General features: G+C 67.5%; 12 protein-coding genes and 1 riboswitch. All 12 genes read left to right on the top strand.

The window, feature by feature from the left end; genetic code table 11:
* Positions 1-105 precede the first annotated feature (105 nt).
* The 12 genes from D575_RS0111300 (at position 106) to D575_RS0111245 (ending at position 16,059) form a co-directional block, all read left to right on the top strand.
* Positions 106-2,004 carry a hypothetical protein gene (locus D575_RS0111300; protein ID WP_018146024.1) on the top strand — a complete coding sequence of 633 codons (1,899 nt, stop codon included), beginning with the start codon at positions 106-108 and terminating at the stop codon, positions 2,002-2,004.
* Between the two features lie 87 nt (positions 2,005-2,091).
* A riboswitch (cobalamin riboswitch) is annotated at positions 2,092-2,338 on the top strand.
* Positions 2,339-2,479: 141 nt separating this feature from the next.
* Positions 2,480-4,312, top strand: a complete 1,833-nt coding sequence (locus tag D575_RS0111295) for a TonB-dependent receptor domain-containing protein (protein ID WP_018146023.1) — start codon at positions 2,480-2,482, stop codon at positions 4,310-4,312.
* A 3-nt stretch (positions 4,313-4,315) separates the two neighbouring features.
* The gene (locus D575_RS0111290) at positions 4,316-4,870 is read left to right on the top strand and encodes a cob(I)yrinic acid a,c-diamide adenosyltransferase (protein ID WP_026181418.1); all 555 of its coding nucleotides are present in this window, start codon (positions 4,316-4,318) and stop codon (positions 4,868-4,870) included.
* Positions 4,871-4,993: 123 nt separating this feature from the next.
* Entirely contained in the window at positions 4,994-9,541 is a 4,548-nt protein-coding gene (locus tag D575_RS0111285) for a cobaltochelatase subunit CobN (RefSeq protein ID WP_018146022.1), read from the top strand.
* Positions 9,542-9,673: 132 nt separating this feature from the next.
* The gene (locus D575_RS0111280; RefSeq protein WP_018146021.1) at positions 9,674-10,117 is read left to right on the top strand and encodes a MotA/TolQ/ExbB proton channel family protein; all 444 of its coding nucleotides are present in this window, start codon (positions 9,674-9,676) and stop codon (positions 10,115-10,117) included.
* Positions 10,114-10,404, top strand: coding sequence for a DUF2149 domain-containing protein (locus tag D575_RS0111275; protein ID WP_018146020.1), 291 nt, complete (start codon positions 10,114-10,116; stop codon positions 10,402-10,404). The genes D575_RS0111280 and D575_RS0111275 overlap by 4 nt, the downstream gene beginning before the upstream one ends.
* Positions 10,405-10,461: 57 nt before the next feature.
* Positions 10,462-11,076, top strand: a complete 615-nt coding sequence (cobO, locus tag D575_RS0111270; RefSeq protein WP_018146019.1) for a cob(I)yrinic acid a,c-diamide adenosyltransferase — start codon at positions 10,462-10,464, stop codon at positions 11,074-11,076.
* The gene (locus D575_RS0111265) at positions 11,073-12,365 is read left to right on the top strand and encodes a cobyrinate a,c-diamide synthase (RefSeq protein ID WP_018146018.1); all 1,293 of its coding nucleotides are present in this window, start codon (positions 11,073-11,075) and stop codon (positions 12,363-12,365) included. The genes cobO and D575_RS0111265 overlap by 4 nt, the downstream gene beginning before the upstream one ends.
* Complete coding sequence (gene cobA / locus D575_RS0111260; protein WP_018146017.1) at positions 12,362-13,216, top strand: uroporphyrinogen-III C-methyltransferase; 855 nt, start codon at positions 12,362-12,364, stop codon at positions 13,214-13,216. The genes D575_RS0111265 and cobA overlap by 4 nt, the downstream gene beginning before the upstream one ends.
* Before the next feature lie 22 nt (positions 13,217-13,238).
* Entirely contained in the window at positions 13,239-14,348 is a 1,110-nt protein-coding gene (locus D575_RS0111255) for a cobalt-precorrin-5B (C(1))-methyltransferase (RefSeq protein ID WP_018146016.1), read from the top strand.
* Positions 14,345-15,289 (top strand): ABC transporter ATP-binding protein, encoded by a 945-nt coding sequence (locus D575_RS0111250; protein ID WP_018146015.1) that lies wholly within the window; start codon positions 14,345-14,347, stop codon positions 15,287-15,289. Before D575_RS0111255 ends, D575_RS0111250 begins: the two co-directional genes overlap by 4 nt.
* The gene (locus D575_RS0111245) at positions 15,286-16,059 is read left to right on the top strand and encodes an ABC transporter permease (RefSeq protein WP_081612133.1); all 774 of its coding nucleotides are present in this window, start codon (positions 15,286-15,288) and stop codon (positions 16,057-16,059) included. The genes D575_RS0111250 and D575_RS0111245 overlap by 4 nt, the downstream gene beginning before the upstream one ends.
* The last annotated feature ends 15 nt before the right edge of the window (positions 16,060-16,074 follow it).

Raw genomic sequence — 16,074 nt, 5'->3', positions numbered from 1 at the left:
CGCGCGAGTATCGCCCGGCGCGCGCGAACCGAACACGGTTTCCCTACACTAAGGGGAGCGTTGCGGCCATGCCGGCGGTAACCACCCATTCCGGAGCAGGGGCGCGTGTTCGGTCGCTTTCGTAAACGCAGGGAGGCACAGGGCCAGGAAAGCCCGCAGGCCGGCGGACCGTCACAGGAACATGTCCTGATCGAGGCGGCCGGGCGCAGCCGCATTACCGAGGTGGCCGCCACCGCGCGGCGTGTTCCCTGGTCCCTGAACTTCCTGCAGTTGCTGTGGGCCGCCGGGCCAGTCACGTTCCTGGCAATGCAGGGCGGCTACTTCCTCGGTTTCGGCCACGCCGCCCCGGCACAGAACTTCATCTTCTTTGCCGTTTACACCCTGCTGTTCGGGGTCATCGGCCTGGTCGCGCGTTTCGTTGCGGACGCCACACGGGGCAAGCGCCAGGAGCGCTCGCGCGATCAGCTGCGCAACACCATCGACTTGCTGCCGGATCTGCTGTTCGTCACCCGCGACCTGGCGATGGGCGAGATGACCCCGGACATGCGTCGGCGCAAGGCAGCCCAAGTCCTGCTGCACGAAGTGGATATCGCCCCCGAGGCCGTGGCGGTCGCGGTGCGCGAGATGACCGGCGATGCCAGCCTGGCGGCCGCCGCGGAGCAGATCGAGATTTATCGTCGCCTGGGTCTGCGCGCGCGGGTGGGCGATCTGGTGGATGCGACCGAGGACTCCCGGCTCGCGGCCCTGGAGAAGCTGCACCACGAGGCGCCGGAGGTTGCGGACCTCCTGCGCGACCGCCTGCGGGGCGTGGCGCCAACCCAGGAGGACGGTGTGCGCCGGGTGGATCAGTTCCTGGATCGACTGTTCTCCGCCGCGGACGCCGATGACCTGGCGCGCTGCACCCTCGACGACGTACAAGCGATCTTTGTCCTCGCCTTCGAGTTGGTGAACGGACGCCAGATCAAGCGGCTGAGCTTCGAATGGTCGGGGGGCTGGCAGCTCGGGGCTGCCCTGGACCGCCTCGAATCCCAGGGCAACCGCTTCCGTGTGGCTCAGGCCGGGGTGGTCAGCCGCCTGCGCTCCCTCGGCATCCTGCTATCCCAGCACGAGGCGTCGGGCCTGGATCCACAGGCCCTGCGCGAGCCGATCGTCAGTCTGGGGCGTCAGGTGCTGGAGGCGCTGCAGCGACTGGAGGATCTCGAACCTCCGGAAAATTCCGCGGATGGGCAGCTCCTCGGTCTTGCGCTGCGCCGAGTCGAGGACCTGCGTGAGGCGCGCGATCACCTGATGCAGTCGCAAAGCCGGTACACCAACGCGGTAGAACGCTGGGAGGCCCTGCGTCGGGCGCAGGTGGAGAAGCGCGGCGAGAAGCGCTGGTTCAAACGCAGCGTGCGCGGCATCCGGGTGAGCGAGGAGCTGATCGAACTGACCGACGACCAGAAGCTGAAACTGGCCAGCCACTTCTGCTCTTTCCTCAAGGAACTCAAGATCGAGCGCGAGGGTGACCTGTTTTACTTTGGCGGCTCGGCACTGGATGCGGAGACCGCCAAGCGGATCGGGATCCAGCTCGCCTTGATCATGGAGCCGCTGGTGGATCTTACGAATCCCAGTATCCAGCGCGCGATATATGCCAATCCCGCGGCCTATCTGGGCGGGCTCTACGTGGGCATGAGCGCGGATGCCAAGGCAGGCCTGGGCTCGGCGATGGTGCGCAAGGTCCGGCAGGATCTCGGGCGCATGGCCGAGTGGCTGGCGCTGCGCCTCACGCGCATCTACAACCTGCCACTGAGTGACTCCATGCGCGATTTCCTGGTCAGCCACTATGGGGCCAATCGCGAGCGCCTGGAGATGCTGGCGACCCATACCGGGGACGAGTCGCACCCGGTGGCGCTGCGTGCCGAGCGCTCGCCTGAGTTCGACGCCATGCTGCAGGACAAGGCTTGGGGGCTGCTGCTCAAGCGCGGGACCCGCTACCAGTACGCGGAGGAACGGCGCCGCCGCTGATCGGCGGCGACACGCGAGCCTGCCAGCGTCATGCGAGAGCGCCTGGTGGGTGGGTTGGAGGCTGGTAATTTTGCACCCAACTGTGTAGGGTTCGCTGCGTTCCTCGGTGCCCGACCAGGCCTGGCTTGGCGGGTTAAACGGGAAGATCGGTGAGTCTCCGGCGGGCTGCAAGGCCTCGGGACGAGTCCGACGCTGCCCCCGCAACGGTGATCGAGCGAGAGACCGCCAGTCGGTTTCTGATGGTCGCGGCCAGTGCCACTGAACATGATGTTCGGGAAGGCGCCGCACCGGACGCTCGTCAGCCCGGAGACCGGCCAGGGAATGATCGCGCGGCATGCGGCGGGCATGCGAGGCGGATGATCGTGCCGGGCCGTTCGCCGGTCCTGGCCGATCCCCCTCGTGTCTGTCTCCCCCTGTCTGCGCGATCCCGACGAATCAACGGCGTGCGGGCGGCTCGCCGGGAGACACGGACGACATGAAACGCACAGCACTTTCCACGGCCATCCTGCTGGCCATGACCCCCGCCCTGGCACACGCCCAGGACGCCCCCGAAACCGAAGCCCGAACCCTCGACACTGTTCAGGTGACGGCGACGCGCGTCGCCCAGACCGTCGACGAGACGCTCGCATCGGTCACAATAATCGATCGCGAAGAAATCGAGCGGCTGCAGCCCCAGCAGTTCACCGACGTTCTGCAAGGCCGCGCCGGCCTCTCCGTGGTCGGAAACGGTCCCTTTGGCAAGACTACCAGCGTGTTCATGCGCGGGACGAGTTCTGACCATCACCTGCTCCTTGTGGACGGTGTCCGCATGGGTTCGGCGACCAGCGGCGGAGCCAGCTGGCAATTCTTGCCGCCCGAGGAGATTGAGCGAGTTGAGATTGTTCGCGGACCGCGGACATCAATTTACGGCTCAGATGCGATTGGGGGCGTTACCCAAGTCTTCACCCGAGAGGGACGCCGGGGGCCGCCGGAAGCTAGCGCCTTTCTAGGCGGTGGGAGCTTCGGTACGCGGGAGCTTGGGGTCGGAGTGGCTGGTGGCACCGATGACACTTCCTACAGGCTATCGATGAGCCATTTCTCCACCGATGGTATTGACGTCCAGGACGGATTCGGCGACGACGATCGCGATGGCTACGACAACACGTCGCTCTCCGGAAAGGTTTCCCATCGGCTCGACAACGGAATCGAGCTCTTCGGCAATTTGCTGTATTCCGAGGGTGCTACGGAGTTCGATGGGACTCCCGATCAGACCGATTTTTTACACGCTGTCCTACAGGGTGGGCTTCGGATACCCATTCTTGACCGATGGGACACAGAGTTGGCCTATGCACAAAGCCGCGACGAGGGAGAAAATTTTGCTGCCGGGACTTTCTTTTCTACCTTCGATACCCGCCGGGATCAGCTGACATGGCGCAACGACATCCAGCTTGGCGATAGGACGGACCTGATCGCAGGGGTGGATGCCTATGAGGATCGGGTATCCAGTACGACCGATTACGATGAGGACTCGCGGTATAACGTAGGCGTTTACTCTGTCCTTCGGTCGGGCTTTGGGGCGCACGACCTGGAAGGCAGCTTGCGTTTAGATGACAACGAGCAGTTCGGCGATAAGGTGACCGGGCAGGTCGCTTGGGGTATGCAGGCCACGGAGGCGCTGCGCCTGCGAGCCTCCTACGGCACCGCGTTTAAGGCGCCGACCTTTAACGAGCTGTTCTTTCCGGGATTCGGGAATCCTGATTTGGAGCCGGAAGAATCGGAAACCTTAGAAGTCGGCGCCCGGTACGCGGCCAGCCAAGCCTACGTGGATGTCGCGGTGTTTGAGACCCGCGTCGACGAGCTGATCGACAATCAAATGGTTGGTGGGGTGTTCATGCCAATCAATGTGGACGAGGCACGGATTCGGGGCCTGGAAATCGAGGGCGGGCATGAATTTGGTCCATGGAACGCTCGGGCATCGCTGACTCTGTTGGATGCGAAAGATCGCAACACTGGTAACGAACTTCGCCGGCGGCCTCCAGTCTCTGGCCGCTTTGACCTCGACCGTCAGGTCGGCGACTTCTCCCTTGGTGGAACGGTCCTTGCGCGCGGTCGCAGCTACAACGATGGAGATAACGAGGAGCGGCTCTCCGGCCATGGCCTGCTGGATTTGCGCGCGGCCTATGCCATCGATGCGGAATGGTCGGTACTGGTAACGGTCAAGAACGTGTTCGACCGCGATTACGTTGTGGCGAGGGATTCGTTCAATGAGGCGGATTACAACCAGCCGGGCCGAGCCGCGTTCGTGAAACTGCGCTACCAGCAGAGGTGATTCATGGGTAATCGATTGTCGAAGATTGCAACGCGTACCGGTGACGAAGGCCGGACCGGGCTGGGCGATGGCTCGCGGGTGGACAAGGACAGCCACCGCGTCGAGGCCTTTGGCGACGTGGACGAGCTGAACAGTGTCGTGGGCCGGGTCCTGGTCCACGATCTCCCGGAAGATGTGCGCCGCTCGCTGGCGCTGGTGCAGCACGAGCTGTTCGATCTCGGGGCGGAGCTGGCGGTGCCTGGACATCAGGCGCTTCCAGAGGCCTCGGTCGAACGCCTGGATGTCGAGCTCGAGAGCTTCAACGCCGATCTGCCAGCGTTGAAGGAGTTCATCCTGCCGGGTGGTGGTCCTGCCACGGCCGACTGTCATATCGCGCGAACGGTGTGCCGCCGTGCCGAGCGGCGGTTGGTGGCGCTTAACCACCATGAGGCGTTGCGGCCAAATTCGCTGGCCTACATTAACCGTCTGTCGGATCTGCTGTTCGTGCTCTGCCGTGTGCTCGCGCGTCACGAAAACGGCGCGGAAGTCCTCTGGCAGCCGGCTAATCAGCGCGGCTGAATCCGGCCCGTACCCCAAATCCAGTCTGTTCTTAACCGGCATGTCGGGAAGCGCTGAAGGCTCAGCGTTTCCCGGCCGCTTGCCTGTTGTGCAGCTGTCTGTAGTTTCTCCGGAGTCATCCGTATGTTCATCTGGAAACGCACCCTTTTGTTGTTCGCCACCTGCCTATGGGCAGGTTCGGCCTGGGCCGGTCCGCAGGTCACGGGCATCGTGTCGGATCGCTCGGCGGCCGAGGTTGCCGCCGGCGCCCATCGCTTTCTCGAGGCCCATCCCGACGCGGAAGTCGTCCTGCGCACGCCGGAGCAGCTGGCCGACAAGGACGACGCCGCCGTTGCGGCCCTGTGGGCCGAGTCCGATGCGGTGCTGGTGGCCGCCGTGTTCGGCGACCAGGCCCGGCGTCTGGAGCGCCTGTTGCGCGAGCAGCCTCCCGCCGGCGGCGCGGCGCTGCTGGCGATCAACAGCGAACGCCGCCTGACCGCCCTGTCGCGTCTCGATGGCGAGTTGGTGCTGGCCGGCCTGGACGACGATGCGCGCACCGAGCTGGCGGAAAACCCCGAACCCGGGGCGGATCCGCGCGAGCACCTGGCGGACCAAAAGGAACGTTTTGCAGAGCAGGCGGAGTGGCTGACTGGCCGCGCCTTCTATCAGGGGCGCACCCCGGAGAGCATGGAAGGACTGATGCGCTGGCTGGCGGCAGCCGGCGGGCATGCAGTCGAAGTACCCGAGCCGGATCCGCGCGAGACCATCCGCTATTACCGGGATGGGGTTTCCAGCGCCGATCCCGGGGATCTCGGACTCGACGAAGGCCCGGCTATCGCACTGCTGGACCTGGATACCGGCGACCGCCCGGGCGATCGGGCCTTGCTGGATACGAGCTGCGAGGCGCTGGAACAGCGCGGCCTGCAGTGCTTTGCCGTGCTGGCGCGCTGGGGTGGCGCCAGCCGCGAGGCGGTGGAGCAGCTGGCCGAGCGCGCGGCCCCGGCCGAGCTGGCCGGGATCGTGAGCCTGCAGGACTTTGTCGTCGGCGGCGGTGGCAACCGCGAGGCGGTGGCCGAGGCCTTCGGCGAGCTGGATGTCCCGGTGATCAAGGGGATCCGCCTGGCGGACGTGAGCGCGACCCAGTGGCGGCTGTCGCACGAGGGCATTCCCTGGGACAAGGTCCACTACCACGTGGCCATGCCGGAGTTGCAGGGCATGAGCCAGCCGATGGTGCTTGCCACCGCGGGCGATCCGGAACAGGACGAACGCACGGGCGTGCGCCTGACGCTGACCGAGCCGGTCGGCGAGCGGGTCGAGGCCCTGGCCGAGCGGGTGGCGAGCTGGCAGCGGCTGCGCCGCCTGGACAACGCGGACAAGCGGGTGGCGGTGGTGTACTACAACCATCCTCCGGGTCGCCAGAACATCGGCGCGGACAAGCTGGATGTCCCCGAGTCCCTGCTGGAGATCCTGCAGAACCTGGCGGCGGCCGGCTATGACCTGGGCGACGAGGTCCCGGAGGATGCCGAAGCCCTTCTGGACCTTATCCAGGACCGTGCGGTGAACCTGCCGGAACAGGCGGATGCGCTGGATGCTATCGCCGGCCGGGTGGCTTCGCTGGATCGCGAGCAGTATCAGGCGTATTTCGATGCCCTCCCGGAACCCGTTCAGGCAGAACTGGTGGATGGTCCGATCGGCTATTTGCAGGCACGCCTGGAGGCCGCCATGGCCGCCGACAAGGTCGAGATCGCCCAAGGCGCGCTGGAGAGCGGCGTTGGCGATCTGCGCCACATGCTCGAGAGTTATCCGCACGCGGCGCAAGAGCGGTCACTGGACCTGCTGGCCCAGTACGAGGAGGCCTGGGAGGCCACGCTGGCGGGGGAAGACGCGCACGCGACCACCGAGCAGTTGCGCAAGGCGCTGGTGCGCACGGGTATCCCCGGTCTGACTGGTTGGGGCGAGCCGCCGGGAGAAGCCATGACCCGTGATGGCGAGATGCTGTTCCCGGGCATCGAGTTCGGCAACGTGTTCATCGGTCCGCAGCCGCCACGCGGCTGGGAGGTCAGCGAGCGCCTGCTGCACGCCAACACTACCTTCCCGCCGACCCATCACTACGTTGGCTTCTACCACTGGATCCGCGATCACTTCGAGGCGGATGCACTGATCTACGTTGGTCGCCACTCGACCCGCGAATTCCTGCCGCGCCGGCGGGCGGGGCTGGCACCGGACGACTATCCCGAGATCCTCGGCGGGGCCCTGCCGATCATCTATCCCTACATCGTCGATGGGGTGGGCGAGGGCATCCAGGCCAAGCGCCGGGCCATGGGTGTGATGATCAGCCACCTGACCCCGCCACTGGCGGCCACGGAGCTGTATGACAGCCTGCTGGAGCTGCGCCAGCTGGTGGAGACCTACGAGGCGGCCGCGCAGCCGGATGCCGCGACACGTTCGCGGGCGGTACAGACCCTGCGCGAACGTATCGAGGATCTCGGCCTGACCGAGACCATCGAGCGCGAACTGGCCCGGGGTCATCATCACGATCACGGACATCACCATGATGACCACGGCGATCACCACGAGGGTCATCACGACAAGCCAGACTCCGGGCATGGCGAAGGTCACGAGGACGAACACCGCGACGAGCATCGGGATGCGGACCATCACCGTGAACACGGGGAAGAAGAACACGAACACGCTCATGAGCATGACCACGACGACGAGCATGCGGACGCGGGTCATGACGAGCACGCAACGACCGCGCTGGCGGAGATGGACGAGGAGTTGCTGGTCCACGAGATCGGCCACTACCTGACCGACATGCAGGAAGACCAGATGCCCCTGGGGCTGCACGTGTTCGGGCGCGACTGGAGCGACGAGGCCGTGGACACGATGCTCAAGTCGATGGCGGGTGACGACGCGGTGGGCGACGACTGGGACGCCAAGCTGCGCGGCTCGCCGTCCAGCGAGCGCGCGCATCTGCTGGCGGCGCTGGAAGGCCGTTTCGTGCCGCCGGGGCAAGGCAACGATCCGATCCGTACGCCGGAGGTATTGCCGACCGGGCGCAACTTCCATGCGCTGGCGGCGGATCTGGTGCCCACACGCATCGCCTGGGGCATCGGCCAGGAACTGGCTGCGGACGCCCGTGAGCACGGCGATCCCGAGGCGGATGGCAGCGAGGCGATCATCCTCTGGGCGTCGGATACCGTACGCGACGAGGGCGTGATGATCGCCTTTGGCCTGGACATGCTGGGCATTCGCCCGGCCTGGAACAGCCGCGGAATCGTTCAGGGGCTGGAACGCATGGACCTCGACGAAGCCGGGCGCGAGCGCCGTCGCGATGCCCTGTTCACGACCTCGGGTCTGTTCCGCGACCTTTACGAGGACCAGCTGGTGTGGCTGGATCGTGCTGCCCGCCTCGCGCTGGACGGCTCGTCCGAGATCATTCTTGAGGAACACCCCGAGCTGGAAGAGGCACTGGACGCGGCCCTGGCCCCGCTGGGGTCGGACCTGCGCGACCCGGGCGACGAGCCGCTGGCGCGCAACGACGTGGCCGCGCAGTGGCTGGAAGACACCCAGGCCCTGCGCGCGGCAGGCCTGAGTGGCGTCGAGGCGGGTCAGCAGGCTGCCCTGCGTGTCTTCGGCACCGCGCCCGGGGCCTACGGCGCGGGGGTCAACCGCCTGGCGGATCGCTCCGGGGCCTGGGAGGACCGTGCCGAACTGGGGGCGGCCTATATGCGCCGGATGGGGCATGCCTATGGCGCGGATGAGTCCGGTGGCTCCGCGCACGAGGCCTTCGAGGCCCGCCTGGGCCAGGTCGGGCGCACCTATCTCGGGCGCGCCTCGCACCTCTACGGCCTGCTGGACAACGACGACGGGTTCGATTTCCAGGGCGGGCTGTCGACCGCGGTCGAGAGCATCCGCGGCGAGGTGCCGGACAACCGCGTGCTGCAGCACGCCGATCCGGACGACCCGCGGGTGGAGACACTGGGCCGCGCGTTGATGCGCGAGCTTCAGGGGCAGAACCTGAACCCGCAGTGGATCGAGCCGCTGATGGATCACGGCTATGCCGGGGCCCGCACCATGGCCCGGGATTTCGCCGACAACCTTTGGGGCTGGCAGGTCACCAACCCGGAGATCATCCGCTCCTGGGTCTGGGACGAGGTGCACGACGTGTATCTGCAGGACCGCCACGGGCTGGGCCTGGACGCGTTCCTGGCCGACGGCCACAACGTGCACGTGAAGACCCATCTGCAGGCCGTTCACCTGGTCGCGGCCAGCCACGGGTTCTGGGACGCCGATCCCGAGGTGCTGGATGCCTTGTCCGAGCGCTTCGCGGAACTGGTCGCCGAGCACGGCCTGCCCGGCAGCGGTCACACGCGCCCGGATCATCCCGTGCTGGACGAGGTGGCCGAGCGCCTGGACGACGCTGACCTGCGCGAGGCCTTCGACGCCGTGCGGGCGGCCGCGCAGATCGATCGGGCGGAGCCGGAAGCCGACCCCAGCCGTGTCACCGAGATCCAGCCGCTGGAAGATCCGGCGGCGCGCGAGATGCAGGAGATCCCCGAGCCGGCCAAGACCGAGGGCGGCCAGGAGCCCGGCGACGAGACGGCGGGTATGCCCTGGCTCCCCTGGCTGGTTGCCGCTGCGCTGTTTCTGCTGCTGCTCGGCGGCATCGCTGCGGGTCGACGGCGATAACCGGGGCGTGGGCATTTTCGGGCCTGTAGGAGCCGAGCCCTCTCGGCGATTGCAGCGTCGGATACGCCCCATCGGCCAGAGGCTGGCCTCCTACACAGGGCCGTGCGAACAAAGGGTAACGAGGTAAACCGAATGACTTTCTCGATCACGATGGAGCTGATGGATACCGTGGTGCGCTGGCTGCTGGAGCCGGTGATCATCGGCCTGCTGGTGCTGGTCGCGGTGGCCGTCTGGGAGCTCGGGCTGGCACTGGGCGAACGTTCCGGTGGGGTACGCCGCCTGGAACTGAGCGGCGATGCCGAACGCCTCGCCTACCGTGCCCGGCGGCGTATCGACCGCGCCGATCTGCTGGCACGTATCGGCCCGATGCTCGGGCTGATGGGGACGCTGATCCCGCTGGGTCCGGGCTTGGCCGCGATGGGCCGGGGCGAACTGGAAATCCTCGCCCAGGCCGTTACGGTGGCGTTCAACACCACGGTGCTGGGGCTGCTGGTCGGCATCCTCGGCTTCCTGCTCGGCCGCCTGCGCCGGCGCTGGTATGACGCGGCGATGGAGCGTATGGAGGCGGTGGCATGAGGGTCCCGCACTACCGCGCCTCGCGCTTCGACGCGCCCGACGAGGAGCCGATGGGCCCGCTGGCCAATCTGGCCGACATCATGCTGGTGTTTGCCGTCGGCCTGATGGTGGTGATGGCCGCCTCGGGTAGCGGGCTGGAACCGGCCAGCGGCGGCGCCGAGATCGAACCCGGGCGCGAGATCCCGGACCCACCCGAGGGGGCCGGCGAGGCCGGCTCGGGCTACGAATCCATGGGGCAGGTCTACCGTGACCCAGAGACCGGACGGATGATCCTGATTGGCGAATAGTCACTCCCGGGGCCATCCGAACGCCCTTATGACGCAACGAATCAAGGAGTAATGAAGATGAGCGAAGACACCGAAGCGGCTCGCGCCGAACGCCACGCCCAGCGCATGGCGCGCAAGAAGGAGGTCGTGGACCGCAAGATCGCCGAGGCCCAGGAGGAGAAGGGCGTGTTCCTGATCCTGACCGGCAACGGCAAGGGCAAGAGCTCCTCCGGCTTCGGGATGGTCGCGCGCGCCCTGGGGCACGGCATGCAGGTGGGCATCGTCCAGTTCATCAAGGGTCAGTTCGCGACCGGCGAGGAGGCCTTCTTCCGTGGCCAGGACCACGTGCAGTACCACGTGATGGGCGAGGGCTACACCTGGGAGACCCAGGACCGCGAGAAGGACGTGGAGGCGGCCCGCGATGCCTGGGCGCATGCCCGCGACATGCTGCGCGATCCGAACGTCGATCTGGTGCTGCTCGACGAGCTGCACATCGCGCTGAAATACCAGTACCTCGATGTGGTCGAGGTCCTCGAAGAACTGGCCAACCGCCCGCCGATGCAGCACGTGATCACCACCGGCCGCGCCGCGCCCAAGGCGATGATCGAGGCGGCCGATACCGTCAGCGAGATCGGTGTGGTCAAGCACGCCTTCCAGGCCGGAATCAAGGCGCAAAAGGGGATCGAGCTGTGAGCGTGAGCTGTCCCGCCGCGTTCGTGGCGGCCCCGGCCTCGGGCCAGGGCAAGACCACGATCACTGCCGCCATCGCCCGCTACCACCGCAACCAGGGCCGGCGCGTGCGCGTGTTCAAGACCGGCCCCGACTTCCTCGACCCGATGATCCTGGAGCAGGCCTCTGGCCACCCGGTCGACGCCCTGCATCTGTGGATGGTCGGGGAAGAAGCCTGTCGGGCGATGCTGTACGAGGCGGCCCAGGAATCCGACCTGATCCTAGTGGAGGGCTCGATGGGGCTGTTCGATGGGGATCCCTCCGGTGCGGATCTGGCCCAGGCCTTCGGCTTGCCAATCCTGGCCATGATCGATGCCAGCGGCATGGGCCAGACCTTCGGGGCGCTGGTGCATGGCTTGTCGACCTACCGTCCGGGCCTGTCGTTTGCCGGCGTGATTGCCAACCGGGTGGGTAGCCCCGGCCATGCGCGGATGCTGGAGGAGTGCACCCCGGAGGCGATCCGCTTCTTTGGTGCCGTGCAGCGTAACGAGACGCTAAGTGTCCCGGATCGTCACCTGGGTCTGGTCCAGGCGGGGGAGATCGCCGATCTGGATGCGCGGCTGGAGGCTGCGGCGGCCGCGATCGAAGAGGCTGGAGTGACCGGGCTCCCGGAGCCGGTGACCTTTCATCCGGAGGCGATCGCGCCGACCGAGGCGGCGCTGTCCGGCGTGCGCATTGCCATTGCGCGGGATGCGGCCTTCGCCTTCATGTATCCGGCCAATCTGCGCCTGCTGGAGAAGATGGGCGCCGAGCTGCGGTTCTTTTCCCCGCTTGCGGGGGACGGGCTGCCAGAGGCCGATGCCGTCTGGCTCCCGGGCGGTTACCCCGAGTTGTATCTGGATCAGCTAGCCGCCAATACCGGCCTGAAGTCGGACCTGGAGGCCCATCATGCGGCGGGCCGACCGATCCTGGCGGAGTGCGGGGGCTTTCTCTACCTGCTGGACGAACTGGCCGATCGCGAGGGCCATGCCGCGGCCATGGCCGGGCTGGTGCCGGGCAAGGCCCAGCTGGCGGACCGCTTGCAGGGCCTGGGTCTCCAGGCGGCCCCGCTGCCGGAAGGCGAGCTGCGCGGGCATACCTTTCACCACACCCGCTCCGAGGTTGGTCTGGAACCCTATGGTCACTGCTGGCGGGCCCGCGGGACGGGCTCGCAGGGGGAGGCGATCTATCGTGATGGTCGCCTGACCGCCACTTACCTACATGCCTGGTTCCCTTCCAACCCCGCGGCCACGGCGCAGCTGTTTCGAGCATGAGTGATCGGCAACGGGACAAGGTGGCGCGGATCGGGCCTGGGGCGCACGCCGGGGCCCGCATCCCGTTGCGCGGCGAGCGAAAGCCCGGCTGCGTGGATCTGGTCGGAGCAGGGCCCGGCGATCCGGGTCTGATGACGCTGGACGCGGTGGCCGCGATGCAGCACGCCGATGTCCTGCTGCACGACCGCCTGATCCCGGAGGCGATCCTCGAGCTGGCCAACCCGAAGGCGCAGCGCCTGTATGTGGGCAAGGCGCGCTCACGGCACAGCTGTGATCAAGGGGACCTGAACGAGCGCATGATCGCGCTGGCACGGGAGGGGCACTACGTGGTGCGCCTGAAGGGTGGGGACCCGTTCGTCTACGGTCGCGGCGGCGAGGAGGCCGCGGCGATCGCCGCGGCCGGGATCCCGGTCCGCATCGTGCCGGGGATTACCGCCGCGGGTGGCTGCGCGGCGTATTCTGGGATCCCGCTTACCCATCGTGATCATGCCTATCGCTGCCAGTTCGTGACCGCCCATCGGCGTGCCGGCGAGACGGATCTTGACTGGGCCTCCCTGGTCCAGCCGCAGCAGACTCTGGTGGTGTACATGGGGCTGCACACCCTGGCCGAGGTCTGCGGCGAGATGATGGCGGCGGGTGCGGATGGTGCGATGCCGGCCGCGCTGGTGGAGCAGGGCACACGCCCGACGCAGCGCGTCATCGAGGGCACGCTGGCCGAGCTCCCGAAGCAGGTGGCGGATCTCGCCATCCAGTCGCCCGCGCTACTGATCGTGGGCGAGGTGGTGCGCCTGCGCGAGACGATTGCCGCGCAAGGTGCCCAGCCCGTCCCGGGAACGCATGAAATCGGCTGACACGAACCATCCGCAGGGCGCCATGCGCCCGGAGACGCCCGAGACCACCGGGCGCCTGCGCACCGGTCTGACCACCGGTGTCTGCGCGACCGCGGCCGCCGTCGCCGATGCTCGCTGGCTGCTGGAGGGGCAGCGGCTCCAGACGGTCGAGGTCACCCTGCCCAGGGGACAGGTGGTAAACCTGGCACTGAACGACCTGGAACCGACCCCGGGTGGTGCGGTCGCCGGGGTCATCAAGGATGCCGGCGACGATCCCGATGCGACCCACGGGGCGCGGGTCTGGGTCGAGGTGACCCTGCGCGGTGCGCCCGGCGTCCAATTCATGGCGGGCGCCGGGGTGGGTACGGTCACGCGTCCGGGTCTGGTGCTGGCACCGGGCGAACCGGCGATCAATCCGGTCCCGCGGCGCATGATGCAGGGCCACCTGGAGGCGCTCGCCGAGGCGACCGGTTACAGCGGGGGCTTTCGCGTCACGGTTGGCGTGGATGGCGGCGAACGGATTGCCGAACGGACCATGAACGCGCGCCTGGGCATCCTCGGGGGTCTCTCGATCCTGGGCACGACCGGGATCGTGCGGCCGTTTTCCTGTGCCGCCTATATCGCATCCATCCATCAGGCCATCGACGTGGCCCGCGCCAACGCGTCTCCGCGCGTGGCCTGTTGTACCGGCGGCACCAGCGAGGCGGCGGTGCGTGATCGCTACAGCCTGGACGACATGGCGCTGATCGAGATGGGGGATCTGTTCGGGGCGGCGCTGAAGTACCTGCGGCGCCACCCCCTGCCCGCGGTGGTGCTGGCCGCGGGTTTCGGCAAGCTCAGCAAGTTCGCGGCCGGGCACCTGGATGCCCATAGCCGCAAGTCGCGCATCGATCTCGACGCCCTGGCGGGGGAAGCCGCGGATCTGGGCGCCAGCCCGGACCTGGTGGCGCGCATCCGCGCGGCCAACACCAGTGCCCAGGCCCTTGCGGACTGCCTGGAACAGGGTGTGGCGCTGGCCGACCGGATCAGCGCGCGCGCCTGGCAGCGGGCCCGCGGGATGTTGCCGGAGACCACGGCGCTGGAGGTCTGCGCGGTGGATCGGGCGGGCCGCATCGTCGGGTTTGCGGATGGTGCCGAGGGGCTCGCGCCATGACGGCCGCGGCGATTGCCCTGCAGTCGGTGGCCAAGCGCTACGCCGGTGGCCGGGTGGGGCTGGCGAACGTGGATCTGGAGGTGCCGGCGGGCCGCTTCTTCGGCCTGCTGGGGCCGAACGGGGCCGGCAAGACCACCCTGGTGGGGTTGTTGACCACGCTGGTGCGGGCGGATCGGGGCTCGATCCGGGTCTGCGGGTACGACGTGGCCACGCAGGCGGTTGCGGCGAAGGCGTGCATGGGCGTGGTACCGCAGGAGGTCAACTTCAACAGCTTCGAACCGGTGGGTGAGATCGTCGAGGCCCAGGCGGCCTACTACGGGCTGTCCCCGAGGCGGGCGCGTGAGCGAACCGGCGAGGTGCTGCAACAGGCGGGTCTGCTGGACCGGCGCGAACAGTCGGCCTGGGGCCTGTCGGGGGGCATGAAGCGGCGGCTGATGATTGCCCGGGCCCTGGTGCACCGCCCTCGCGTCCTGCTCCTGGACGAGCCGACGGCGGGGGTGGACCTGGAGGGGCGCCATGCCACCTGGGAGCTGTTGCGTGGCTTGAACGCAGATGGCGTGACGATCCTCCTGACCACCCATTACCTGGAGGAGGCCGAGACCCTGTGCGACACCCTGGCGATCCTGGACCAGGGCGAGATCGTCGCGCGCGGTGATACGGGCGAACTGCTGCACGGGCTGAACGTGCAGACCCTGGTGCTGGAACTGAACGTGCCGCTGGAAGCGGCCCCGGCGCTGGAGGGGTTGGCGATGCGTCTGACCGATCGCTGGACCCTGGAGGTCGACCTGCCTCAGGGCATGGAGGTGAATGACCTGTTCGACCGCCTGGGCGCAAGGGGGGTGCGTGTCGCGGGGGTTCGCAACAAGCGCAACCGGCTCGAGTCGCTGTTCCTGCAGCGCATCGCGGAACGCGCTGCCGCACCGCCGGGGAGGGGGACATGAGACTCGCGGCTTACGGATTTGCCTACCGCGGGATGGTGGTCAAACAGGTGCGGCGTTTCCTGCGCGCCTGGGTGCAGAACCTCCTGCCATCGGTGGTGACGACGGTCCTGTTCCTGGTGATCTTCGGTCACCTGATCGGGCGTGAGCTCGGCACCATGCGGGGTGTCGATTACGCCGATTTCATCCTGCCCGGCCTGATCATCCTGGCGGTGGCCACCAATGCCTACAGCAATGTGACGCTGGCGTTCTACGGCGCACGGCTGCAGCGACATATCGAGGAACTGCTGGTCGCGCCGCTGCCTGCCTGGCTGATTGTGGCGGGCTTCGCCACCGGCGGTGTGATTCGCGGGCTGCTGGCGGGTGCGCTGGTGGCGCTGGTCGCGATTCCGTTTACCAATCTCCAGTTGCACCACCTGGCGGCCACGCTGGGGATTGCGCTGATCAGCGCCTTGCTGTTCGCCCTGGCCGGGCTTCTGAACGGCCTGTATGCGCGCAGCTTCGACCATACCTCCGTGGTGGCCACGTTCGTGCTGACCCCGCTGATCTACCTGGGAGGCTTGTTCTACCCGGTGGAACGGATGCCGGAGCCCTGGCAGTCCCTGGCGGTGTTGAACCCGCTGTATTACATGATCGAGGGGTTTCGCTACGGTCTTCTGGGGACCGGGTCCTTCGCTTGGGCCACGACCTTCTGGGTCCTCGTGGGGGTGACCCTCGTCGTCGGCGGGCTGGCCTGGGCCCTGGTGGCGCGTGGCGTGCGGATCCGGACATGAGCGCGGGCAGGGTGA

The sequence above is a fragment of the Thioalkalivibrio sp. AKL6 genome (assembly GCF_000376905.1).
Taxonomy (GTDB): Bacteria; Pseudomonadota; Gammaproteobacteria; order Ectothiorhodospirales; family Ectothiorhodospiraceae; genus Thioalkalivibrio; species Thioalkalivibrio versutus.
The sequence above is the reverse complement of the archived record's forward strand: the minus strand, read 5'-3'. Positions and strand labels throughout refer to the sequence as shown.